General features: G+C 53.1%; 19 protein-coding genes and 7 tRNA genes. 4 read left to right on the forward strand and 22 right to left on the reverse strand.

What is annotated here, in order from left to right; genetic code table 11:
* Nucleotides 1-6: 6 nt before the first annotated feature.
* The 9 genes from AC6I8T_RS05610 to miaB all read right to left on the reverse strand — a co-directional run bounded on the left by AC6I8T_RS05610 (nt 7) and on the right by miaB (nt 9,348).
* On the reverse strand, nt 7-732 hold the full coding sequence (locus AC6I8T_RS05610; RefSeq protein WP_013508259.1) for an amino acid ABC transporter ATP-binding protein: 726 nt from the start codon (nt 730-732) through the stop codon (nt 7-9).
* A complete protein-coding gene (gene gltK, locus AC6I8T_RS05615) occupies nt 733-1,410 on the reverse strand; it encodes a glutamate/aspartate ABC transporter permease GltK (RefSeq protein WP_021182375.1) in 678 nt (225 codons plus the stop codon).
* A complete protein-coding gene (locus tag AC6I8T_RS05620) occupies nt 1,410-2,150 on the reverse strand; it encodes an amino acid ABC transporter permease (protein ID WP_021182376.1) in 741 nt (246 codons plus the stop codon). The genes gltK and AC6I8T_RS05620 overlap by 1 nt, the downstream gene beginning before the upstream one ends.
* A 173-nt stretch (nt 2,151-2,323) precedes the next feature.
* Nucleotides 2,324-3,250 (reverse strand): glutamate/aspartate ABC transporter substrate-binding protein, encoded by a 927-nt coding sequence (locus AC6I8T_RS05625; protein ID WP_021182377.1) that lies wholly within the window; start codon nt 3,248-3,250, stop codon nt 2,324-2,326.
* A 435-nt stretch (nt 3,251-3,685) separates the two neighbouring features.
* Nucleotides 3,686-5,212: an apolipoprotein N-acyltransferase gene (lnt, locus tag AC6I8T_RS05630; protein ID WP_208725011.1), complete on the reverse strand. Its 1,527-nt coding sequence runs from the start codon at nt 5,210-5,212 to the stop codon at nt 3,686-3,688.
* A gap of 4 nt (nt 5,213-5,216) precedes the next feature.
* Nucleotides 5,217-6,098 carry a CNNM family magnesium/cobalt transport protein CorC gene (corC, locus tag AC6I8T_RS05635; protein WP_036624428.1) on the reverse strand — a complete coding sequence of 294 codons (882 nt, stop codon included), beginning with the start codon at nt 6,096-6,098 and terminating at the stop codon, nt 5,217-5,219.
* 82 nt (nt 6,099-6,180) lie between these two features.
* Nucleotides 6,181-6,654 (reverse strand): rRNA maturation RNase YbeY, encoded by a 474-nt coding sequence (gene ybeY, locus AC6I8T_RS05640; RefSeq protein WP_021182380.1) that lies wholly within the window; start codon nt 6,652-6,654, stop codon nt 6,181-6,183.
* Nucleotides 6,651-7,715 carry a PhoH family protein gene (locus AC6I8T_RS05645; protein ID WP_021182381.1) on the reverse strand — a complete coding sequence of 355 codons (1,065 nt, stop codon included), beginning with the start codon at nt 7,713-7,715 and terminating at the stop codon, nt 6,651-6,653. Before AC6I8T_RS05645 ends, ybeY begins: the two co-directional genes overlap by 4 nt.
* Before the next feature lie 208 nt (nt 7,716-7,923).
* Entirely contained in the window at nt 7,924-9,348 is a 1,425-nt protein-coding gene (gene miaB / locus AC6I8T_RS05650; RefSeq protein WP_021182382.1) for a tRNA (N6-isopentenyl adenosine(37)-C2)-methylthiotransferase MiaB, read from the reverse strand.
* Between the two features lie 161 nt (nt 9,349-9,509).
* On the opposite strand from miaB, the gene ubiF reads away from it, so the two are divergent.
* A complete protein-coding gene (gene ubiF, locus AC6I8T_RS05655; protein WP_208725012.1) occupies nt 9,510-10,682 on the forward strand; it encodes a 3-demethoxyubiquinol 3-hydroxylase in 1,173 nt (390 codons plus the stop codon).
* A gap of 152 nt (nt 10,683-10,834) precedes the next feature.
* On the opposite strand, the gene AC6I8T_RS05660 is transcribed toward ubiF, so the two are convergent.
* From AC6I8T_RS05660 to nagB, 12 genes are all read right to left on the reverse strand, one after another.
* Nucleotides 10,835-10,909, reverse strand: a tRNA-Gln gene (locus AC6I8T_RS05660).
* Nucleotides 10,910-10,937: 28 nt separating this feature from the next.
* Nucleotides 10,938-11,012 (reverse strand) — tRNA-Gln (locus AC6I8T_RS05665).
* Between the two features lie 8 nt (nt 11,013-11,020).
* Nucleotides 11,021-11,097 (reverse strand) — tRNA-Met (locus tag AC6I8T_RS05670).
* Nucleotides 11,098-11,128: 31 nt separating this feature from the next.
* A tRNA-Gln gene (locus AC6I8T_RS05675) sits at nt 11,129-11,203 on the reverse strand.
* A gap of 34 nt (nt 11,204-11,237) precedes the next feature.
* Nucleotides 11,238-11,312: transfer RNA gene (locus AC6I8T_RS05680), tRNA-Gln, on the reverse strand.
* Between the two features lie 22 nt (nt 11,313-11,334).
* Nucleotides 11,335-11,419 (reverse strand) — tRNA-Leu (locus AC6I8T_RS05685).
* A 9-nt stretch (nt 11,420-11,428) separates the two neighbouring features.
* A tRNA-Met gene (locus tag AC6I8T_RS05690) sits at nt 11,429-11,505 on the reverse strand.
* A 217-nt stretch (nt 11,506-11,722) separates the two neighbouring features.
* Nucleotides 11,723-13,390: an asparagine synthase B gene (gene asnB / locus AC6I8T_RS05695; RefSeq protein WP_021182384.1), complete on the reverse strand. Its 1,668-nt coding sequence runs from the start codon at nt 13,388-13,390 to the stop codon at nt 11,723-11,725.
* Between the two features lie 306 nt (nt 13,391-13,696).
* Nucleotides 13,697-14,449, reverse strand: a complete 753-nt coding sequence (locus AC6I8T_RS05700) for an HAD-IIA family hydrolase (protein ID WP_013508270.1) — start codon at nt 14,447-14,449, stop codon at nt 13,697-13,699.
* A 39-nt stretch (nt 14,450-14,488) separates the two neighbouring features.
* Nucleotides 14,489-15,709, reverse strand: a complete 1,221-nt coding sequence (gene nagC / locus AC6I8T_RS05705; RefSeq protein WP_208725013.1) for a DNA-binding transcriptional regulator NagC — start codon at nt 15,707-15,709, stop codon at nt 14,489-14,491.
* 7 nt (nt 15,710-15,716) lie between these two features.
* Nucleotides 15,717-16,865, reverse strand: a complete 1,149-nt coding sequence (gene nagA / locus AC6I8T_RS05710; protein ID WP_208725014.1) for an N-acetylglucosamine-6-phosphate deacetylase — start codon at nt 16,863-16,865, stop codon at nt 15,717-15,719.
* 61 nt (nt 16,866-16,926) lie between these two features.
* Nucleotides 16,927-17,727, reverse strand: a complete 801-nt coding sequence (gene nagB, locus AC6I8T_RS05715) for a glucosamine-6-phosphate deaminase (RefSeq protein ID WP_021182387.1) — start codon at nt 17,725-17,727, stop codon at nt 16,927-16,929.
* A 342-nt stretch (nt 17,728-18,069) separates the two neighbouring features.
* Between nagB and nagE the strand changes: the two genes are divergently transcribed.
* The 3 genes from nagE to AC6I8T_RS05730 all read left to right on the forward strand — a co-directional run bounded on the left by nagE (nt 18,070) and on the right by AC6I8T_RS05730 (nt 22,547).
* Nucleotides 18,070-20,097, forward strand: coding sequence for an N-acetylglucosamine-specific PTS transporter subunit IIBC (gene nagE, locus AC6I8T_RS05720; RefSeq protein ID WP_497834279.1), 2,028 nt, complete (start codon nt 18,070-18,072; stop codon nt 20,095-20,097).
* A 151-nt stretch (nt 20,098-20,248) separates the two neighbouring features.
* Nucleotides 20,249-21,916, forward strand: coding sequence for a glutamine--tRNA ligase (gene glnS, locus AC6I8T_RS05725; RefSeq protein WP_021182390.1), 1,668 nt, complete (start codon nt 20,249-20,251; stop codon nt 21,914-21,916).
* A 235-nt stretch (nt 21,917-22,151) separates the two neighbouring features.
* Nucleotides 22,152-22,547 (forward strand): hypothetical protein, encoded by a 396-nt coding sequence (locus AC6I8T_RS05730; RefSeq protein ID WP_021182391.1) that lies wholly within the window; start codon nt 22,152-22,154, stop codon nt 22,545-22,547.
* A gap of 57 nt (nt 22,548-22,604) precedes the next feature.
* Here the strand turns inward: AC6I8T_RS05730 and fur are convergent, their stop codons facing one another.
* A complete protein-coding gene (fur, locus tag AC6I8T_RS05735; RefSeq protein ID WP_013508277.1) occupies nt 22,605-23,051 on the reverse strand; it encodes a ferric iron uptake transcriptional regulator in 447 nt (148 codons plus the stop codon).
* Between the last annotated feature and the right edge of the window lie 349 nt (nt 23,052-23,400).

Raw genomic sequence — 23,400 nt, forward strand, 5'->3', positions numbered from 1 at the left:
TATGCGTTAGTGCAGGATCTTCGCCAGGAAGTCTTTGGCGCGATCTGATTGCGGATTGTTAAAGAAATCATCCTTGTTGGTGTCTTCAACAATTTTGCCTTCGTCCATAAAGATCACGCGATTGGCGACTTTGCGGGCAAAGCCCATTTCGTGGGTAACCACCATCATGGTCATCCCTTCCTGCGCCAGTTCCACCATCACGTCAAGCACTTCATTGATCATTTCCGGGTCGAGCGCTGAAGTTGGCTCATCGAACAACATGGCCACCGGATCCATGCACAGCGCACGGGCGATCGCGACACGCTGCTGCTGGCCGCCGGAGAGCTGGCCGGGAAACTTGTCAGCATGCGCGGATAAGCCGACACGCGCCAACAGCTTCAGCCCTTTTTCGCGCGCCGCCTTCTTATCGCGCTTCAGCACTTTGACCTGCGCCAGCGTCAGGTTGTCGACGATGCTCAGGTGCGGGAACAGTTCGAAATGCTGGAACACCATACCGACTTTGCTACGTAGCTGTGCGAGGTTGGTTTTCTTGTCGTTGACTTCGATGCCGGTGACCTGAATGCTGCCCTGCTGGATAGGTTCCAGACCGTTCACCGTTTTGATCAACGTTGATTTGCCAGAGCCGGACGGACCGCATACCACCACCACTTCACCGGTTTTCACTTCGGTGGAGCAGTCGGTCAGCACCTGAAAGTGCCCATACCACTTAGATACATTTTTCAGGCTAATCATTTAAACCGTCCTTTTTCTTTTCAGATAACTAACCAACAGCGAAGCGCTCAGGCTGATCACAAAGTAGACCAGTCCGGCAAACAAAATCATTTCTACCTGGGTACCGTCACGCTCACCAATGGTGGACGCGGTGCGGAAGAAGTCTGCCAGGCTGAGTACGTACACCAGCGAGGTATCCTGAAACAGCACAATCCCCTGGGTCAGTAACAGTGGCACCATCGCACGAAACGCCTGCGGCAGGATCACCAGTTGCATCGATTGCCAGTGGGTCATGCCCAGCGCCAGTGCGGCACTGGATTGCCCACGGGCGATACTGATGATGCCGGCTCGGATAATCTCCGAGTAGTAAGCGGCTTCAAACAGCGAAAAGGCTACCATCGCGGAGATCAGGCGAATATCGGTCTTCGGCGACAAGCCCAGTACCTGTTGCAGGAAACTCGGCACCACCAGATAAAACCACAGCAGCACCATCACCAGCGGTACGGAGCGGAACAGGTTGACGTACAACTTGGCAAACCAGCGGACCGGCGTGAAGGGCGACAGGCGCATCACCGCGAGGATGGTGCCCCAAATGATACCGAACACCACCGCAGTCAGCGTGATTTTGAGGGTAATCACCATACCGTTTAGCAGGTAGGGCAGGCTGGGAGGAATTGAACTCCAGTCAAAATCGTACATTATTTCCCTCCCATATTGCCGGGCAGTCGCACTTTGCGCTCCACCAGACTCATCAGCAGCATAATCACCAGGTTAATACCAATGTAAGCCAGGGTGATGGCGGTGAAAGATTCGTAGGCGTGTGCTGAGTAATCCAGCAACTTACCCGCCTGCGCGGCCATATCTACCAAACCGATGGTTGAGGCGATGGCGGAGTTCTTCACCAGGTTAAGCATTTCCGAGGTCATCGGCGGCACAATCACGCGATACGCATTTGGCAGCAGCACGTAGCGATAAGTTTGCGGCAGCGTCAGGCCCATCGCCAGCCCCGCATTTTTCTGGCCGCGCGGCAACGACTGAATTGCGGCACGCACCTGCTCACTGACGCGCGCACCGGTGAATAGCCCAAGGCAAATCACCGATGAAGAGAAGAATTGAATGTTCGGGTCCAGTTCCGATTTAAACCACATGCCAAGGTTCTCCCCCACCAGTTCCGGCGCGACCAGATACCAGAAGAAGAACTGCACAATCAGTGGAATATTGCGGAACAACTCCACGTAACAAGTACCAATCGTTGATAACAGGCGATTAGGCACGGTTCGCAGAATGCCAAAGAAGGAACCTACAAAGAAAGCGATAATCCAGGCGCAGCAGGAGACGGCAATGGTCACCTGAAATCCGGACCACAGCCAGCCGAGGTAGGTCGTGTTGCCGAACGGGGCCGGTTGTAAAAAGATGCCCCAGTTCCAGTCGATACCCATAACGAGCTCCGGTAAAAAAAGGGTAACTTATACCTGTAGGGTACAAGTTACCCGGAAGATTGATGAACGGTGTCTTGCTTACTCTTCTCAGGGGAACGACCTGTGAGAGTCTGTCTGTCCGCACCGTGTTTTCAGCAATCGAGAGGGCAGCAGGGCCGCCCTTATTGTGATTGTTAGTTCATTGCCTTGTCGTTTGGTGCTTTGAACAGCGCTTTCATATCATCCGAGAGATCAAAATTGATGTTCATGCCTTTTGGCGGGATCGGATTTTTGAACCACTTATCAAACCATTTGGCCGCTTCGCCAGAGGTCTGCGCCTGGGCAATGGTGTCATCCATCAGCTTTTTAAACTCAGGATCGTTTTTGCGCAGCATACAGCCGTAAGCTTCATGCGATTGCGGCGTGCCGAGGATTTCCCAGTTATCCGGTTTCTTCGCTTTGGCGCGTTCACCGGCCAGCAGGGCGTCATCCATCATAAAGGCCACGGCACGACCGGTTTCCAGCGTACGGAAGGAGTCACCGTGATCTTTGGCGCTGATAATACGCATGCCCATTTTTTGTGAATCATTCAGCTTGTTCAGCAGAATTTCTGAGGTGGTGCCGGAGGTGACAACCACGGTTTTACCTTTCAGATCAGCGAAATCTTTAATCGGGCCGCCTTTTTTCACCAGCAGACGTGTACCTACCACGAAGATGGTGTCAGAGAAGGCTGCCTGTTGCTGACGTTCCAGGTTGTTGGTGGTGGAACCACATTCGAAATCAAAGGTGCCGTTTTGCAGCAACGGAATACGGTTCTGCGAGGTGATTGGCAGCATTTTGACCTGCAAATCCGGTTTGTTCAGCTTTTTCTTAATGGCTTCAACAATCGCGTTGGAGTAATCCTGCGAATAGCCGACGACTTTTTGCTCATTGTCGTAGTAAGAGAAGGGAACAGACGATTCGCGATGCCCGACGACAATCACGCCATTTTTGCTGATTTTATCCAGCGTGCTGACTTGCTGGTCGGCTGGTGCTGCGGCTGCCGGTTTAGCATCTTCCGCATGAGCCACGGAGGCGAGGCCAGCCAGAGCCAGGCAAAGGCCCAGTTTCCGTAATTTCATCTCCAACTCCTTCGTATTGCTGGTGCACAGCAGATAAACTGCGCAGATTGTGATGTTGTGTGTATTTTTCGCTGCTTTTCTGATTATCCCGTAGCGCAACCGCGCGCAGGAAAGTGCTTAACATAGCGAATTGTTAACGCAATGAAACAGAAAAGTTTCTTTTTTGCGAGCCGCTCCGCACCAATAAAAAGCAAAATTTGACCTGTGCGCCACAATGGTGCGCATCATTGCCTTATTACGGTGCTTCATGGCGAGCATTACGCTGACAAAAGCTGATGTTTGCGAAAAACACTGAAATAAATAGCAATGATCGTGCCAAAGCGATTAATGAGTGTAAAAAGCCAGCAGAGAATGTGGTAAAGCCACGGGAAGGGAGCGGAAAAATGCGATAAAAAAAGGCGAAGGATGAGCTTCGCCTTGGTAAAACGTGGGAGGTTAGTGACGACGTCGTAACAGCGCCAGCACTACGCCCAGTAATGTCAGTACCCACACCGGCCAAATACCGGCTTTGGCATAGGGGGTTTCACCGGTGGTCGGAGTCACTTTGGCGGTCAGCACATCACGCGTGAACTGCGGCAGCATCTTCTCAACCTCTCCGTTGGCGTTAACCACCGCCGTGACACCATTATTGGTATCACGTAGTAACGGACGACCCAGTTCCAGCGCCCGCATTCTCGCCATCTGGAAATGCTGCCATGGGCCGATGGAGTGACCAAACCAGGCATCATTCGAGACGGTAAGCAGGAAGTTAGTGTCCTGATGGAAATTGGCGCGAACCTGTTCACCCAATACGATTTCATAGCAGATGGCGGTGGTCAGGTTATAACCCGCCACTTTCAGCGCAGGCTGGATATAAGCGCCACGGCTGAATGACGACATCGGCAAATCGAAAAACGGAGCCAGCGGTCGTAGCAATTCTTCCAGCGGGACAAACTCACCAAACGGCACCAGATGGTTTTTCTGGTAACGGTTTTGGCTTTGATAGCTGTAAGGTTGTTCGCCACCCAACACAATCACCGAGTTGTAATCGTGGTAACGGTTGTCGCCTTCCAGACGTGAATCGACAATGCCAGTGATGAGTGAGCTACCGCGTGCGCGCAGTTCGTCATCCAGCGCGCGCAGGAACGGTTGCTGATTACTTTCCAGATCGGTAATCGCCGATTCCGGCCAGATAATAATCGGCGCTTTGCCCATCCACGGCTGGCTGTAAGAGGTGTAGACCCGCAGGGTATTCAGCAGTTGCTGGGGATCCCACTTCATCGATTGCGGGATGTTGCCCTGTACCATCGCGACATTGACACTGCGTTCCGGCAGCGGTTGATACCACTGCAACATGCGTAGCGGCCACGGCAGCAACAGCAGCAGTGCGGCAGCGATCAGGCTTTTGACGTTGCGTTGATGCAGCGCATACGCCAGCAGACCGGCAATGACCATCAACAGGAAGGTAATGGTTTCCACTCCGGCCAGCGGAGCCAGGCCTTTCAGCGGGCCATCAATCTGGCTGTAGCCAAACTGGAGCCACGGAAATCCGGTGAGGATCCAGCCGCGCAGGAACTCGGTGATTTGCCATAATGCCGGGGCCGCCACTGCCAGACGCCATAATGTGACGCGAGGCCACAGGCGATTAAGCAGGATGGCAAACAGCATCGGGTAGAGCGACAGGTAGGCAGCCAGCAACACCACCAGGAAAACGTTAACCGGTCCCGGCATACCGCCAAAAGTCGCAATGCTGACGTATACCCAGTTGATACCACTGCCAAACAGGCCAAAAGCCCAGGCGAAGCCAATCGCGGCCGCCTGCGCGGTACGACGGTCCAGCAATAACAGTTGCAGGCCACACAGCGAAATCAGCGCCGCGGGCCAGAAATCATACGGGGAAAAGGAAAGGGTGCCGATGGCACCCGTAATTAACGCCAGCAGCAGGCGAACCCGCTGCCGCGAGTAGAGAGAGGCTAAAGCCATAAAGTTATTCGTCATCCAGTTGAGGGAGCGGCGAGTCTTCCGGAATTTTTACATGCACCTGGATGATACGGCGGCTGTCAGCCATGGCGACCTTGAATTGGTAACCATCAATTTCAATGCTTTCACCGCGCGCGGGAAGGTGGCCGAATCCCTGCATCACCAGACCGCCAATGGTATCCACTTCGTCATCACTGAAGCCGGTACCAAACACCTCGTTGAAGTCTTCAATCGGCGTCAACGCACGCACCGTGTAGGTGTGGCGGTTTAACTGACGGATATCACGATCTTCTTCATCGTCATACTCGTCTTCAATCTCTCCGACGATCAGTTCAAGGATGTCTTCAATGGTCACCAGACCGGACACGCCGCCAAATTCATCAATCACAATCGCCATATGATAGCGCTGTGAACGGAACTCTTTCAGCATGCGGTCCACACGCTTGCTTTCCGGCACCACGACTGCCGGACGCAGTACCTTCTCCATGCTGAAAGGTTCTGAGGCGCTGCTCATAAAGGGCAGCAAATCCTTCGCCATCAGAATGCCTTCAACGTGGTCTTTATCTTCGCTGATCACCGGAAAGCGGGAATGGGCCGATTCGATGATCACCGCCAGGCACTCTTCGAGGCTCTGGTTACGCTTCAGGGTGATCATCTGGGAACGTGGGATCATGATGTCGCGCACGCGTTGTTCGGCAATATCCAGCACCCCTTCCAGCATGTCGCGGGTGTCCTGGTCGATCAGTTCTTTTTGCTCAGAATCGCGGATTAGCCCCAGCAGTTCGTCACGGTTTTTCGGTTCGCCGTGGAACAATTGGTTGATTAGCAGGGAAAAAAATCCCTTTTTACTACTGGGTGCATCGCTGTTTTGAGAATGGTCGTCGCTCATGGCGTTTTTATTTAGTTCTCTCTGGTGAGGGAAGGAAACTGCCGGCGTCCACGCCAGCAGCATAATGACCGGAGCCAGTGGCTCAGGCGTCTTCTTTCTCCGAAATGTACGGGTCCGGATAACCAAGGGCAAGCATTATCTCGGTCTCCAGCGCTTCCATTTCTTCGGCTTCATCGTCTTCGATATGGTCGTAACCCAGCAGGTGCAGTGTACCGTGCACCACCATGTGCGCCCAGTGGGCTTCCAGGGTTTTCCCTTGTTCAACGGCTTCTTGCTCCACGACCTGGCGGCAAATAATCAGGTCACCCAGCAGCGGCAACTCAATGCCGGGTGGGGCTTCAAAGGGAAAAGAGAGCACGTTGGTCGGCTTATCTTTCCCACGATAAGTCAGATTTAGCTCATGACTTTCCGCCTCATCAACCAGACGTATCGTCACTTCGCTCTCGGGCTGGAACGGGGTGACGGCAGCTTCCAGCCAACGCTGGAAAGCCGCTTCGTCAGGTAAGCCCTGGCTGTCAGCACAAGCCAGTTGTAGATCAAGAATTACCGCGCTCATGAAGGCTCCTGCGGGCTGGGTTGGGTGGCCGCGAGCGCTTCACGTTTACGCTCTTCGGCCTGTTTATCACGGCGCTTCTGGTCTGCTTCTTCCCAGGCTTCATAGGCGATAACGATGCGCGCCACCACCGGGTGACGTACCACATCTTCGCTGTGGAAGAAGTTAAAGCTGAGTTCATCGACTTCGGACAACACTTCGATAGCATGGCGCAGGCCGGATTTCGTATGGCGCGGCAGGTCAATCTGCGTTACGTCACCGGTAATCACTGCTTTGGAGTTAAAACCAATACGCGTCAGGAACATCTTCATCTGCTCGATGGTGGTGTTCTGGCTCTCATCAAGGATGATAAAGGCATCATTCAGCGTACGGCCACGCATATACGCCAGCGGTGCCACTTCGATGACGTTGCGTTCCATCAGTTTTTCAACCCGCTCAAAACCGAGCATCTCGAACAACGCATCGTAAAGTGGGCGCAGATAAGGATCGACTTTCTGGCTGAGATCGCCTGGCAGGAAACCAAGTTTCTCGCCGGCTTCGACCGCCGGACGCGTCAGCAGAATACGGCGAATTTCCTGGCGTTCCAGCGCATCGACTGCGGCAGCGACCGCCAGATAGGTTTTACCCGTACCGGCAGGACCGATACCAAAGGTAATGTCATGGTCGAGAATATTGGCGATGTATTGCGCCTGGTTGGGCGTGCGCGGTTTAATCACACCGCGTTTGGTCTTGATATTGACCGCTTTACCGTACTCCGGCACGCTCTCCGCACTTTGTTCCAGTACGCGACTCTCTTTAATCGCTAAATGGATTTGCTCGGGTTCGATATCCTGGAACTGACCACGTACGGGTGCCGTATCCACATACAGGGTGCGCAGAATATCTGCTGCGGCGTTGACGCACAGCGTGCGGCCCACCAGTTTAAATTGGTTGTCACGGCGGTTGATTTCGATCCCCAGACGCCGTTCCAGCTGTTTCACATTGTCATCAAACGGACCGCACAGGCTGAGCAGTCGGCGGTTATCTACCGGTTCAAGGGCGATTTCACGAGTTTCGATATTCAAATGAATCCTTTGGGTCACTCAGGGCCAGTTGAAAAAGTGTATCCGAGGCGTGGCAGCAAGGCCCGACGCATCATTACGGAATTATTTATGGGGCAACGCCTGGGCGCAAGCTTCAGGGGAGATATTTGGGCAGCACTGCCAGAATGCAAGTGCTGCCTGAGGCAACAGGCGACAGCGTTTTGTGCGCTGTCGCTCAAAGGTCGGGGTTTCAAGGCTGGAACAGACCTACGCCGATTTCGTTCTCTTTACGCGTACGCGCAATCACCGACGCCGGGCTTTCTACCACACGCAGGCCCATCTCGTCTTCTGTACGTACCACTTTGCCACGTAATGAGTTGGTATAAACATCGACGATTTCCACGTCAACGAACTTACCAATCATGCCGACCGAGCCTTCGAAATTCACCACGCGGTTGTTTGCAGTACGACCTGACAGCTCCATCACGTTTTTACGTGAGGTACCTTCCACCAGGATGCGCTGCACGGTACCCAACATACGGCGGCTGATGCCCATCGCCTGCTGGTTGATGCGGTCTTGCAGGATGTACAGGCGTTGCTTCTTCTCCTCTTCCGGCACATCGTCCGGCAGGTCGGCCGCTGGCGTACCCGGGCGTGCGGAGTAGATAAAGCTAAAGCTCATGTCGAAATTGATATCGCCAATCAGCTTCATGGTCTGTTCGAAATCCTGCTGGGTTTCACCGGGGAAGCCGATGATAAAGTCGGAGCTGATTTCAATATCCGGACGCGCCACGCGCAGTTTACGGATGATCGCTTTGTACTCCAGCGCCGTGTGCGCGCGTTTCATCAGCGTCAGAATGCGGTCAGCGCCGCTCTGCACCGGCAGATGCAGGAAGCTGACCAGCTCCGGCGTATCACGGTAAACCTCAATGATATCGTCCGTGAACTCAATCGGATGGCTGGTGGTGAAACGGATGCGGTCGATACCGTCGATCGCCGCCACCAGACGCAGCAGTTCAGCGAAGGTGCAGAAGTCACCGTCAAAGGTCGCGCCGCGATACGCGTTGACGTTCTGGCCCAGCAGGTTAACTTCGCGCACACCCTGGGCCGCCAACTGGGCGATTTCCAGCAGAATGTCGTCACTTGGACGGCTCACTTCTTCGCCACGGGTGTAAGGCACCACGCAGAAAGTACAGTATTTGTTGCAGCCTTCCATGATGGAAACAAACGCTGTAGGGCCTTCTGCACGCGGTTCGGGCAGACGGTCAAATTTCTCAATTTCCGGGAAGCTGATATCGACGATTGGACTTTTGCTGCCGCGCACGGTGTTGATCATCTCCGGCAGGCGATGCAACGTTTGTGGACCAAACACGATATCGACGCAGGGCGCGCGCTGGCGAATATGGTCGCCTTCCTGAGAAGCCACGCAGCCACCCACGCCAATGATGAGGTCGGGATTACGCTCTTTCAGCGTTTTCCAGCGTCCTAACTGATGGAAAACCTTCTCCTGTGCCTTCTCACGAATGGAACAGGTGTTGAGCAGCAGAACGTCTGCCTCTTCGGCTTCCTCAGTCAGGGTGTAGCCGTGGGTGCTGTTCAGCAGGTCAGCCATCTTCGATGAATCATACTCATTCATCTGACAGCCCCAGGTTTTGATATGCAGTTTTTTGGTCATTGGACTAGCCATTAATTCAGTGCAGGTAAGTGCTGGGCGCGTATTGTAATGCTTTGCTGCTGTTGTGACCAGTATAAGGGTAAGGGCTTTTCTGATCGTGACGTGAATTTCCGGTACACTTCGCACAATGAGCGCTGCGTTAGATATGAGGGATAACGGTAATGCAGGATTCACATTTTGATGTGGTGGTGATTGGCGGCGGGATGGTTGGTGCGGCCCTGGCCTGCGGCCTGGCGCAGCAGCAATTCCGTGTGGCGGTGGTTGAGCGGGCTGAACCGGCCCCTTTTGATGCGGCGCGCGCGCCGGATGTTCGTATTTCCGCCATTGGTGCGTCATCGGTGGCGTTGCTGCAACAGCTTAACGTCTGGCCGCGTGTGCAGGCGATGCGTTGTGCACCTTACCGCAAGCTGGAAACCTGGGAATGGCAAACGGCCCATGTCACCTTTGATGCGGCATCACTCGGTCTGTCTGAACTGGGTTATATGGTTGAGAACAGCGTGCTGCAACGCGCGTTGTGGGAAAAGATGCAGGAAGATGGGGTGACCTTATGCGCTCCGGCCAGCCTGGATAATGTGCTGCCGCACAGCGGCGGTTGGCATGTGCAACTGGACAATGGCACCACGCTGGATGCCAGACTGGTGGTGGGGGCCGATGGTGCCAATTCTCGCGTGCGCCAATTGGCCGGGATTGGTGTGCATGGCTGGAACTACGCGCAATCTTGCATGTTGATTAGCGTCGAGTGTGAACATGACGCCGGGGATGCCACCTGGCAACAGTTTACGCCGGAAGGGCCGCGCGCGTTCTTGCCGCTGTTCGGCAGGCATGCTTCGCTGGTGTGGTATGACGCGCCAGCACGTATTCGTCAGTTGCAAAGTTTGCCGTTGCCACAGTTGGAAAAAGAGATCCACGCGCATTTTCCGGCGCGGGTGGGGCGTTTTCAGGTGCAGGCGGCGGCATCCTTTCCGCTGGTGCGACGCCATGCAACGCGCTATGTCACCGCCGGGCTGGCGTTGGTTGGCGATGCGGCGCACACCATCAATCCGTTGGCCGGGCAGGGGGTGAATCTTGGCTATCGTGATGTGGATGCGTTGCTGGACACGCTGGTGCAGGCGCGTAGTCAGGCGGAGTCGTGGTCATCGGCGGCGGTGTTGCAGCGTTATCAGCGCCAGCGCCGCAGAGATAATTTGTTGATGCAGGGCGGAATGGATCTGTTTTACTTCGCTTTCAGCAATAAACTGCCGCCGCTGCGTTTCGCCCGTAATCTGGGACTGATCGCTGCTGAACACGCCGGTGCGTTAAAACGTCAGGTGCTGCGTTACGCGTTGGGGCTTTAATCTGGCATTTATGCACATTCCGTAGCGGCGCGATTTATCGCGCAGGTTTTAAAATCAAAAGAGCGTGATAAATCGCGCCGCTACGGGGGATGTGTTTTTACATAAACCCAGAAAACAATAAAGCCCGCAAAAGCGGGCTTTATTGTGCAATTTGGCTGGGGTGCAGGGATTCGAACCCCGGAATGCCGGAATCAGAATCCGGTGCCTTACCGCTTGGCGACACCCCAATAGGTGTTTGGTCAAATTGTCTTTGTATGGCTGGGGTGCAGGGATTCGAACCCCGGAATGGTGGAATCAGAATCCACTGCCTTACCGCTTGGCGACACCCCAATTTTATATGGTGGCTACGACGGGAATCGAACCTGTGACCCCAGCATTATGAGTGCTGTGCTCTAACCAGCTGAGCTACGTAGCCAAATTGTACTGCTTTACATCATTTCCGACGATGGCTGGGATACCTGGATTCGAACCAGGGAATGCCGGTATCAAAAACCGGTGCCTTACCGCTTGGCGATATCCCAATAGTCGACTCATATCCACGAGAGTTCATCGGATTGGCTGGGGTACCTGGATTCGAACCAGGGAATGCCGGTATCAAAAACCGGTGCCTTACCGCTTGGCGATACCCCATCCGGCTGCCGAAGACTGGAAATGGTGCGGGAGGCGAGACTTGAACTCGCACACCTTGCGGCGCCAGAACCTAAATCTGGTGCGTCTACCAATTTCGCCACTCCCGCAAAAAAAGATGGTGGCTACGACGGGAATCGAACCTGTGACCCCAGCATTATGAGTGCTGTGCTCTAACCAGCTGAGCTACGTAGCCATCTTTTTTTCGCGCTACCTTCATCGGCGTTGCGGGGCGCATTATGCGTATTGAGCTTTGTAGCGTCAACAAATTTTTTACCGTTTTTCGCCTTAATGCGCCTGTTTGTCTGGCTTATAACCAGGCTGATGATTTATTCGGCAATTTTCGATCAATACAAACGCAACGGATAAAAAAAGGGGCCATTTCTGGCCCCTTTTACTTGATATTAAAAATCTTATTTATAGGCTGACTGATGCACGCCTACCGCACGACCTGATGGATCGTCCATCGATTTGAACGCTTCATCCCATTCAATCGCTTTTGCGGAAGAACAGGCCACCGACGGACCACCCGGCACACATTCAGCGGCACTCGGGATCGGGAACAGTTCTTCAAAGATCTCACGGTACAGATACGCTTCTTTGGAGTTCGGCGTGTTGTACGGGAAGCGGAAGTGGGCGGTCGCCAGTTGTTGATCGCTAACCTGCTTCGCGGCCACTTCTTTCAGGGTGTCGATCCAGCTGTAACCTACACCGTCAGAGAACTGCTCTTTCTGACGCCATGCCACGCTTTCCGGCAGATATGAGGAGAAGCATTCACGCAGGATGTGTTTTTCCATCTTGCCGTTGCTGCCACACATTTTATCTTCCGGATTGATGCGCATCGCGACATCCAGGAATTTCTTGTCGAGGAACGGCACACGCGCTTCCACACCCCAGGCTGACATCGCTTTGTTAGCACGGGCACAGTCATACATATGCAGTGCCAGCAGCTTACGCACGTTCTCCTCGTGGAACTCTTTGGCGTTCGGCGCTTTGTGGAAGTAGAGGTAGCCACCAAACACTTCATCAGCACCTTCGCCAGACAGCACCATTTTGATACCCATCGCTTTGATTTTACGCGACATCAGGTACATCGGCGTTGAGGCACGGATAGTGGTCACATCGTAGGTTTCGATGTGGTAAATCACATCACGAATTGCATCCAGACCTTCCTGCACGGTGAAGTGGATTTCATGGTGCACGGTGCCGAGATGTTCCGCGACCGATTTCGCCGCTTTCAGGTCCGGTGAACCTTCCAGACCTACCGCGAAGGAGTGCAGTTGCGGCCACCAGGCATCGCTCTTGTCATGATCTTCTACGCGTTTTGCCGCAAAACGTTTGGTCACTGCGGAGATAATGGACGAGTCCAGACCACCAGACAGCAGCACGCCGTAGGGGACGTCTGACATCAGATGGCTTTTGACTGACTCTTCCAGCGCGGCTTTCAGACCGGCGGCATCAGTAACGTTGTGCTCAACGGCTTTGTAATCCATCCAGTCACGCTGCCAGTAACGACGGATTTCGCCATCGGTGCTGGAGAGGTAGCTTCCCGGCGGGAATTCTTTGATGGAGCGGCACACCGGCACCAGCGCTTTCATTTCGGAAGCGACATAGAAGTTGCCGTGTTCATCGTTACCCATATACAGCGGGATGATACCGATATGGTCACGACCAATCAGATATTGTTGTTTCACGCTGTCCCACAGAATAAAGGCAAACATGCCTTGCAGGTCATCGAGGAAATCGACGCCTTTTTCCTGATACAGCGCGAGGATCACTTCACAGTCAGAACCGGTCTGGAACTGATAGCGATCGCTCAGTTCAGCACGCAGCGCCTGATGGTTGTAGATTTCACCGTTTACCGCCAGTACGTGAGTGTGATCGGCGTTGTACAGCGGCTGTGCGCCGTTGTTGACGTCAACAATTGACAGGCGCTCATGCGCCAGAATGGCTTTGTCATCGGCATAGACGCCTGACCAGTCCGGGCCGCGATGGCGCATCAGACGGGAACATTCCAGCGCTTTCTTGCGCAATTCAACAGGATCGGTTTTCAGATCCAGCACACCAAAAATCGAACACATAACTGACTCCTGATCTCACCCTGTGGGGATGTTATTTCTACGTTTGTCCGGCAGCATCGGCTGCGTGATGTATAAGAAAATGCGCTATTTGGTGGTGGTAATGCAAGCAAATTCACGATTGGTTGATAAAAAGAATGTTGTCTTCGCAAATAAATTGAATTTTTTTCAATAAAATAACCATTTCATTAGATGGCATCTAATGAAATCTCAATTCGGGCTATTTTGTGAACAAGGCAGGGCGCGAAAAAAAGAAACCCGGCGAACTTTTTTGGTGCGCCGGGCCATAAGTTTTGTTGATGGAGAGAATCAGAACAGATCGATATCGGCAACCGAAGGATAAATCCAGTCCGGGCGGAACGGCATGGCATCAATATCGCTGAGTGTGGAAACACCCGACAGCACCAGCACCGTTTCCAGACCGGCCTGGAAACCGGCGAGAATATCGGTGCGCAGGTTATCGCCCACGATCACCGTTTCTTCGGAGTGCGCCTGCATCTTATTCAGCGCAGCACGCATGATATAGGGGCTGGGTTTACCGACATAAAACGGTTTGCGCCCGGAGATCTTCTCAATGCCGGCACACAACGCACCGCAGGCCGGGACAAAATTACGTGCATGGGTATCCGGGTTGGTAGCGATAAAGCGCGCGCCGTTGGCAACAAAGAACGCCGCCTTATGCATCATCTCCCAGTTAAAGGAGCGCGTTTCGCCGACGATGACGAAATCCGGATTGATATCGGTGATGGTGAATCCCGCCTTGTACAGCTCATGAATCAGCGCGCCTTCGCCAATCACATAGGCTTTTTTCCCTTCCTGACGGCGCAGAAAATCGGCCGTCGCCATTGCCGAGGTGTAGAACACCGAATCCGGCACTTCAATGCCAGAAGAGGCAAAACGGTTTGCCAAATCTTTCGCTGTTTGTGAGGGATAGTTGGTCAGCACCACCAGCGGCATCTTTTTTTCAAGGATGCGTTGCAGGAACTCCTGGGCACCAGGAACGGCGGTGTTGTCGTGCATCAACACACCGTCGATGTCACAGATTACGCTTTTAATTGTCATAGATTGCATCCGGTATGGCCTGCCTGGGGCAGGCATCGATTACTCTTCCAGCAGATGTTGCAGCAGAATGCCATTCAGCATCGCGCGTTTTGCCAACGCAAAAGCGCCGATGGCGGAGCGATGATCCAGTTCTGAGCGTACCACAGGCAGATTTTTACGAAACGCATTCAGTGCCTGGGTATTAATGCAGCCTTCAATCGCCGGAAACAGCACTTTATCGGCCTCGGTAATTTCACCGGCCAGCACCACTTTCTGCGGATTAAACAGGTTAATGGCAATCGCGATGGCTTTTCCGAGATAGCGACCGACATATTCGATCACTTCGCATGCCAGCGCATCGCCCTGATTGGCTGCGCGACAGATTTGCGGCATCTGGCAATCGCCGAGAGTCAGCGAGCTGGGATAGCCCTGATTCAACAGATGGCGCACCCGGTTTTCAATCGCCCCATTGGCGGCGATAGTTTCCAGACAGCCGAAGTTGCCACAATGGCAGCGCTCGCCCAGCGGATCGACCTGAATATGGCCAATTTCGCCCACGTTGCCATTGCTGCCAAGAAAAATGTGACCATTGGCGATAATGCCAGCCCCGGTACCGCGATGCAGGCGCACCAGAATGGAGTCTGCACAGTCACGGCTTGCACCGAAGTAGTGCTCAGCAAGGGCCAGGCTGCGGATATCGTGGCCAACGAAACTGGTGACATTGAAGCGTTTTTGCAGGCTGGAAACCAGCGGCCAGTGGCTGACGGCAATATGCGGCATATAGCGAATCACCCCGTTAATCGGGTCCACCAGGCCAGGCAGAATCACGGCAATGGCAATCAGTTCATGAATTTTTCGCTGATGGGCGGCCATAAACGCGGTGATGGCGTTGAATAACGCATTTTCCAGCGTTTCCTGGGTACGTTCCGGCAGCGGGTAATCTTCCTGTGCCAGGGATTTGCCACTGAGATCAAACAGCGTCAGCGTGGCATCATTGCGTCCGAGGCGCACCCCAATGGTGTGAAAATGGCGGGTTTCCGTGATGATGGAGATGGCGCGGCGACCACCGGTGGAGGCTTGTTGTTCCACCTCTTTGATCAGGCCACGCTCAATCAACTGGCGGGTAATTTTGGTGACGCTGGCGGGCGCAAGCTGGCTTACTTCAGCTATCTGAATGCGCGAAATAGGCCCTTGTTGATCAATCAACCGATAAACGGCTGCGCTATTGAGTTGCTTGACAAGATCGACATTTCCTATTTGAGTCTGGCCGCCAGTGGTCATTCAGTGCTTACTCGCTGAGGACGTTCTCTCCGTTGACGAACGTCTTAATGATTTGAAAATCGCGGGTAAAGACAGTCAGGTTGGCGACTTTTCCAGCTTCGACCGTACCCAACTGTTTTTCCACTCCCATCGCCTTTGCCGGATAGAGCGTAGCCATGCGCAGCGCCTCATCCAGCGCAATGCCGCAATGTTCTACACAGTTCTGAACCGTTTCAATCATGGTGATAGCAGAACCACTTAAGGTTCCGTTCTCATCCACGCAAAGGCCATCGCGATAGTATATTGTTTTACCTGCAAAAATAAATTTATCAATCGAGGCGCCTGCCGGGGCTGTGGCATCAGTGACCAGCACCAACTTGTCGCCCTTGATACGCTTTGCATTGCGCACATTAGCGTAGTGGACATGTAAACCATCTGCAATGATGCCGCAGTATACATCAGGCGAATCAAACAGCGCGCCAATCAAACCGGGTTCACGTCCGGCAAAGGTCGGCATCGCATTGTAGAGGTGGGTGGCAAAACTTACGCCTGCGGCGAAACCGCTTTTGGCTTCTTCATAAGTGGCGTTCGAGTGGCCCGCTGAAACAATAATACCCGCATCGCTTAATTTGCGGATCACCGCACTACCGGCATTCTCCGGGGCGAGTGTCACTTTGGTGATGACATCGGCGTTAGCGCAAAGAAAATCCACCAGTTGTGCATCCGGCAGACGAATCAATTCCGGATTGTGCGTGCCTTTTTTGACTTTATTCAGCCACGGACCTTCGAGGTGTAAACCCAACGCCTGGTTTTGATGTTTAGCCAGATATGCGCGCATGGTTTCGATTGCACGTTTCATTAACGCATCGGTGCTGGTGATAAGCGTTGGCAGGTAGCTGGTGCAGCCTGATTTCTCATTGGCGCGCTGCATAATTTCCAGCGTTTCCACGGTCAGTGCATCGATATCATCGTTAAACTGCACGCCGCCGCAGCCATTAAGTTGTAAATCGATAAAACCGGGAGCGATAAACGCACCCGCAACATCCTGTTGCGGCAGGGTGGCGTCGAGCGTATCGCGTGGGCAGACGCGCTCAATCAGGCCATCGGCAATCACTACCGCATGATTGTCCAGAATTTCATGACCGGTAAAAATCCGGCCGTTTACTAATGCGTACATCGTTTCTTTCTCCCGGCTAAGCCCACCGCCATGCTGGCAGCAGGATTTTTACAACGTGGTCTTACACACCTTTCATATTTTCCGCTTCCATTTCGCGGAAATATTTCACGGTTTTCACTTTCAGTTCCATGGTGGCGGGTTCATCACACACCACCACGCCTTTGGCGTGCAGCTGCAAGCAGCTGATGGTCCACATATGGTTAACATTACCTTCTACCGCCGCCTGCAACGCCTGAGCTTTGACATGACCGGTAACCAGAATCATCACCTCTTCGGCATCCAGCAACGTACCTACACCCACGGTCAGGGCATATTTTGGCACCTGATCCACATCACCGTTAAAGAAACGGGAATTGGCGAGGCGAGTCTCGTGTGTCAACGTTTTGATACGGGTACGGGATGCAAGCGAGGAGGCTGGTTCGTTAAAGGCGATGTGACCATCATTGCCCACGCCACCCATAAACAGATGGATTTTGCCCAGAGCGCGGATCTTCTCTTCGTACTGACGACATTCTGCGTCAATATCTTCCGCATTGCCATTCAGAAGATTGATGTTTTCTGGTTGGATATCAACGTGATCGAAAAAATTACGATACATAAAGCTGTGGTAACTTTCCGGATGCTCTTTTGGCAGGCCAACGTATTCATCCATGTTAAACGTGACCACATGTTTGAAACTAACCTGGCCCGCTTTATGCATCTCAATCAGGTGCTTGTACGCTTCCAGTGGTGTGCCACCGGTGGGCAGACCTAGCACGAAGGGACGATCTGGGCCAGGATTAAACGCATTAATGCGGTTAACAATATGGCGCGCGGCCCATTTACCCACCTGGGTAGGTGTGGCTAAAGGGATCAGTCTCATGTCTTCACCTCAGTTAAAGATTGAAAAGTGGGGTCGCCGTTTTCTCTACAGACCGTTCTTAAGCGTAATCCGTTTAAGCTCAACCATACGGGGAAAAGTGCGTCCTGATATTTTTCATCATAAAATAAGTTTGGGGTGATGGCTAGCAGTTAGGGGGTGTAAACGTCATTTTTGGTGATAAAAGTCACAGTTGTTGTGGTTTTAATTTGCGAGGCGAATTAATTTATCTCTACACTTCGCCTCGTGGTGAAAAGTGTCATCTAAGCTACCGGGTGCCGGGATAATAAAATCAACCCGCGCTACGGCAATACGCCAGTCTCAAAGGGGGAGAATAAGGTGAGTATTTTAGGATATCTGCAAAAGGTCGGCCGAGCGCTTATGGTGCCGGTGGCGACCCTGCCGGCAGCGGCAATTTTAATGGGGGTGGGGTACTGGATCGATCCTGACAGCTGGGGGGCGGGTAACGCTCTGGCTGCGTTGCTGATCAAATCCGGTGCCGCGATCATCGAGCATATGTCGGTGCTGTTTGCCATCGGTGTTGCCTATGGCATGTCAAAAGATAAAGACGGTGCTGCGGCGCTGACTGGCTTCGTTGGTTTCCTCGTGGTCACTACCCTGTGTTCACCGGCCGCCGTGTCGATGATTCAGAAAATCCCGTTGGATCAAGTGCCTGCCGCTTTCGGCAAAATCGAGAACCAGTTTGTCGGTATCCTGGTGGGGATTATCTCGGCGGAAGTCTATAACCGCTTCAGCCACGTTGAGCTACCAAAAGCGCTGTCATTCTTCAGTGGCCGCCGTCTGGTTCCCATCCTGGTCTCCTTCCTGATGATCCTCGTCGCGTTCATTCTGATGTATATCTGGCCGGTGGTGTTTAATGGTCTGGTCAGCTTTGGCGAGAGCATTCAGAAACTGGGTTCTGTTGGCGCAGGTATCTATGCCTTCTTCAACCGTCTGCTGATTCCGGTGGGTCTGCATCACGCATTGAACTCCGTGTTCTGGTTTGACGTGGCTGGCATCAACGATATTCCGAAATTCCTCGGTGGTGCACAGTCCATCGCTAATGGCAGCGGCATTCCGGGGATCACCGGTCGCTATCAGGCGGGCTTCTTCCCGATCATGATGTTCGGTCTGCCGGGTGCAGCGCTGGCAATTTACCACTGCGCGCGTCCGGAAAACCGTGCCAAAGTGGGCGGTATCATGTTGGCTGCTGCCTTTGCTGCCTTCTTTACCGGTATCACCGAACCACTGGAATTCTCCTTTATGTTCGTGGCACCGGTGCTGTATGTCATCCATGCGCTGCTGACCGGGCTTTCGGTATTTATCGCGGCGAGCATGCACTGGATTGCGGGCTTTGGTTTCAGCGCCGGCCTGGTGGATATGGCGCTGTCAACGCGCAACCCGCTGGCGGTCCATTGGTGGATGCTGATCCCACAAGGTCTGGTGTTCTTCGCTATCTACTATGTGGTGTTCCGGTTCACTATCCAGAAATTCAACCTGATGACACCGGGCCGTGAACTGGCTGCTGATGATGAAACTGACGGCTATGACGTCAATGTTGACCACAGCGGCAGTGGCGAAAGCCAGACCGAATCGCTGGCGCGTCGCTACATTGGTGCCGTGGGTGGTTCAGAAAACCTGACCAACATCGATGCCTGTATCACCCGTCTGCGTCTGAACGTGAAAGATGCCGCTCAGGTGAACGACAGCGTGGCGAAACGTTTGGGTGCATCCGGTATTATCCGTCTCAACAAACAAAGCGTGCAGATTATCGTCGGTACCCAGGCGGAAAGCATTGCCACCGCGATGAAAACCGTGCTGACCAAAGGCCCAGTCGCCGCTGCCGCTACCGCGCCTGCTGCTGCACAACCCGCGGCACCACAGCCGCAGGCCGTGCTGAACAGCGACAAAGGCGTGATCGCCACGCTGGTGGCTCCGGTGAGCGGTGAAGTGGTTGCCCTGGACGCGGTGCCGGATGAAGCCTTCGCCAGCAAGGCGGTGGGTGATGGTCTGGCAATTAAGCCTACCGGTAAAACCGTGGTGGCACCGATTGCCGGTACCATCGTGAAAATCTTCAATACCAACCATGCTTTCTGTCTGGAGAGCGAGAACGGTGTTGAGATCGTGGTGCATATGGGTCTGGATACCGTCGCGCTGGAAGGCAAAGGCTTCTCGCGTCTGGTGGAAGAGGGCGCAACGGTGGTGGCGGGCCAGCCAGTGCTGGAAATGGATCTGGATTTCCTCAATGCCAATGCCCGTTCGATGATCAGCCCGGTGGTGGTCAGCAACAGCGATGATTTCGCTGGCCTCAATCTGCTGGCTAGTGGGTCAGTGGTCGCCGGTGAAACCCGTTTGTACGAGGTTAAAGGCTAAACCCTTGTGATAAACCCCAAAGGCAGGAAGCGATTCCTGCCTTTTTTGTTTTAAAACGACCAACAAACGGTTGTTTCCCTTCTGCGCTTTGTGGATCATACTCCGTTACTTTCCAGGACAAATCACCCGTATTGTATTTGAGGATTTTGAGATGAGTGAGGCTGAAGCCCGCCCAACGAACTTTATTCGTCAGATTATCGACGAAGATTTGGCGAGCGGTAAGCACAACAGCGTGCATACCCGTTTCCCGCCTGAGCCCAATGGTTACCTGCATATTGGCCATGCGAAATCGATCTGTCTGAATTTTGGTATCGCACAAGATTACCAGGGACAGTGCAATCTGCGCTTCGACGACACCAACCCGGTGAAAGAAGATATGGAGTTCGTCGAGTCCATCAAGCGCGACGTGCAATGGCTGGGCTTTGAATGGAGCGGAGACGTTTGTTACTCCTCGAACTATTTCGACCAGCTGTACAACTATGCGGTCGAACTGATCAACAAAGGCCTGGCCTATGTGGATGAGCTTTCGCCGGAAGAGATTCGCGAATACCGTGGCACCCTGACTGCCCCGGGTAAAAACAGCCCGTTCCGCGATCGCACACCGGAAGAGAACCTGGCGCTGTTTGAAAAAATGCGCGCCGGTGGCTTCGAAGAGGGCAAGGCTTGCCTGCGTGCCAAAATCGATATGGCATCAAACTTTATCGTGATGCGCGATCCGGTGCTGTATCGCATTAAATTTGCTGAGCATCACCAGACTGGTAACAAATGGTGCATCTACCCGATGTACGATTTTACCCACTGCATCTCCGACGCACTGGAAGGCATTACCCATTCACTGTGTACGCTGGAGTTCCAGGATAACCGTCGCCTGTACGATTGGGTGCTGGACAACATCAGCATTCCGGTTCACCCGCGTCAGTATGAATTCTCACGTCTGAATCTGGAATACGCGGTGATGTCGAAGCGTAAACTGACTCAGCTGGTGAGTGAAAAGGTGGTAGAAGGCTGGGATGACCCGCGTATGCTGACCGTGTCCGGTTTGCGCCGTCGTGGTTACAGCGCAGCCTCGATTCGTGAATTCTGCCTGCGAATTGGTGTGACGAAACAGGACAACATCGTTGAGATGGCCTCGCTGGAGTCATGTATCCGTGACGATCTCAACGAGAATGCGCCGCGTGCTATGGCGGTGCTGGATCCGCTGAAAGTGGTGATTGAGAACCTGCCTGCGGGTCATGAAGAGATCATCACCATGCCGAACCATCCGAACAAACCGGAAATGGGCACGCGTGAGGTTCCGTTCAGTCGTGAGGTGTGGATCGATCGCGCTGATTTCCGTGAGGAAGCCAACAAGCAGTACAAACGTCTGGTGCTGGGTAAAGAGGTCCGTCTGCGTAATGCTTATGTGATCCGTGCCGAGCGCGTAGCGAAAGATGATGAAGGCAATATCACCTGCATCTATTGTACCTGTGACGTCGATACCCTGAGCAAAGATCCGGCTGATGGCCGTAAAGTGAAAGGTGTGATCCACTGGGTTTCGGCGATCCATGCGCTGCCTGCGGAATTCCGTCTGTACGACCGTCTGTTCAGTGTACCGAACCCAGGTGCGGCAGAGGATTTCCTCACCACCATCAACCCGAACTCGCTGGAAATCAAACAAGGTTTTGTTGAGCCGGGTCTGCGTGATGCAGTAGCGCTTGCGCCGTATCAATTTGAACGTGAAGGTTATTTTTGCGCAGATAGCGTTTATTCGCAGCCTTCTAAGCTGGTATTCAACCGTACTGTCGGTTTGCGTGATACCTGGGCGAAAATCGGCGATTAATCCTTTTTGTCGTTTTCCCCATATCCTGATAAAAGGGCGAGAAATCGCCCTTTTTTATTGGCTGTAATTTGAGTTTAGCCATCTTTTATTCTGTGGCTTGCGAAACGTGCTTGTTACCGGGATTTGCAACTAATCTGACTTTAACATAATTAATCAATTTACGAGTGTTAAAAACTTTTTTTCAGGTAGGCTATGCGCTCTCAGACGTTGCTCCGCGGGTTATAAAGGAAAAAAAATGACAAGTCTCGCTCAGGAAGCCAAACACAGCGTAGTGGTATTACATCAACTTATCGAACGTATTTTTAATCAGTCGGATAGCACCGACGACAGCATTGAATTGTTCCTTTCGCACTTTCACCCGGATTTCAAAATGGTGACACCGCAGGGCAAGCAACTGGATTTCAATGCGACGGAAGTGCTGTTCCGTCAACTGCGTGGTCAACGTGAAGGGATGCGTATCGCCACCAGCGAACATGCCATCATCTCGCAACAAAGCAAGGAAGTGACGATTCAGTATCGCGAATTGCAAATGATGAACGGCACTAACCAGAGCCGCATCTCACTGGCGGTGCTGGATTGCAGTACCTCAATTCCGCGCTGGCGTTATTTACAGGAAACGCTGGTGCAGTGAAGCAGCCATAAAAAAACCGGTGCCAGGCACCGGTTTTTTTATACTGCATAGCACATTTTATTGCTTGTCGTGGAGCGTCTCGTCTTCGCGGCAGTCTCCCAACGCACAGTGGCCGTACAAGTACAGACTGTGGTTAGTCAACTTGATACCGTGACGTGTGGCGATTTCGCGCTGACGGGTTTCAATGGATTCATCGCTGAATTCGATCACTTTGCCACAATCCAGGCAGATCAGGTGGTCATGGTGATGCTGTTGCGTCAGTTCAAAGACGGATTTACCACCCTCGAAGTTATGGCGGGTCACGATTCCCGCGTCATCAAACTGGTTAAGAACGCGATAAACCGTTGCCAGACCAATCTCTTCGCCCATGTCGATCAGGCGTTTGTACAAATCTTCCGCGCTGACGTGATGGCATTCGGGTTCCTGAAGCACTTCCAGAATTTTCAGTCTGGGGAGCGTGACTTTCAGGCCAGCCTTCTTCAATGCGGAGTTGTTGTCAGTCATGCGGATATTGTCCTGTTACTTAGCTAGTCACTTGCGGCGCAGGGCCTTGAATGTCGATCACGCGCATTCTCATTTGCGTCTCATTATAGAACTCAAGCAGTGAAATGAAAACCAAGGCAATGTCCTGAAAATCACCAGTGGCTGTAAGGAGAAATGTCACTAACGCCGGCGGGGATCGTGCAGGTCTTTGTTTCCATTTCACTCAGCCTCATTCTGATGCCAGAGGAATAAGCGGATGACCGTTACGGGTATTCTACAGATTTGCGGGAAAAAGTTAAAAAACAGTAGCTATTATTTTTATAGGAAATTCCTTTAACTCAATGTGAGCCAGCGCCCACATTGAGGAGGG

It is taken from the genome of Pantoea sp. X-Soil-OKNW-556 (assembly GCF_059730695.1).

Excerpts from the sequence above, each read along its gene's own strand:
- AC6I8T_RS05610 (WP_013508259.1), bottom strand. The coding sequence starts at position 732 with ATGATTAGCCTGAAAAATGTATCTAAGTGGTATGGGCACTTTCAGGTG.
- gltK (WP_021182375.1), bottom strand. The coding sequence starts at position 1,410 with ATGTACGATTTTGACTGGAGTTCAATTCCTCCCAGCCTGCCCTACCTG.
- AC6I8T_RS05620 (WP_021182376.1), bottom strand. The coding sequence starts at position 2,150 with ATGGGTATCGACTGGAACTGGGGCATCTTTTTACAACCGGCCCCGTTC.
- AC6I8T_RS05625 (WP_021182377.1), bottom strand. The coding sequence starts at position 3,250 with ATGAAATTACGGAAACTGGGCCTTTGCCTGGCTCTGGCTGGCCTCGCC.
- lnt (WP_208725011.1), bottom strand. The coding sequence starts at position 5,212 with ATGGCTTTAGCCTCTCTCTACTCGCGGCAGCGGGTTCGCCTGCTGCTG.
- corC (WP_036624428.1), bottom strand. The coding sequence starts at position 6,098 with ATGAGCGACGACCATTCTCAAAACAGCGATGCACCCAGTAGTAAAAAG.
- ybeY (WP_021182380.1), bottom strand. The coding sequence starts at position 6,654 with ATGAGCGCGGTAATTCTTGATCTACAACTGGCTTGTGCTGACAGCCAG.
- miaB (WP_021182382.1), bottom strand. The coding sequence starts at position 9,348 with ATGACCAAAAAACTGCATATCAAAACCTGGGGCTGTCAGATGAATGAG.
- ubiF (WP_208725012.1), top strand. The coding sequence starts at position 9,510 with ATGCAGGATTCACATTTTGATGTGGTGGTGATTGGCGGCGGGATGGTT.
- asnB (WP_021182384.1), bottom strand. The coding sequence starts at position 13,390 with ATGTGTTCGATTTTTGGTGTGCTGGATCTGAAAACCGATCCTGTTGAA.
- AC6I8T_RS05700 (WP_013508270.1), bottom strand. The coding sequence starts at position 14,449 with ATGACAATTAAAAGCGTAATCTGTGACATCGACGGTGTGTTGATGCAC.
- nagC (WP_208725013.1), bottom strand. The coding sequence starts at position 15,709 with ATGACCACTGGCGGCCAGACTCAAATAGGAAATGTCGATCTTGTCAAG.
- nagA (WP_208725014.1), bottom strand. The coding sequence starts at position 16,865 with ATGTACGCATTAGTAAACGGCCGGATTTTTACCGGTCATGAAATTCTG.
- nagB (WP_021182387.1), bottom strand. The coding sequence starts at position 17,727 with ATGAGACTGATCCCTTTAGCCACACCTACCCAGGTGGGTAAATGGGCC.
- glnS (WP_021182390.1), top strand. The coding sequence starts at position 20,249 with ATGAGTGAGGCTGAAGCCCGCCCAACGAACTTTATTCGTCAGATTATC.
- AC6I8T_RS05730 (WP_021182391.1), top strand. The coding sequence starts at position 22,152 with ATGACAAGTCTCGCTCAGGAAGCCAAACACAGCGTAGTGGTATTACAT.
- fur (WP_013508277.1), bottom strand. The coding sequence starts at position 23,051 with ATGACTGACAACAACTCCGCATTGAAGAAGGCTGGCCTGAAAGTCACG.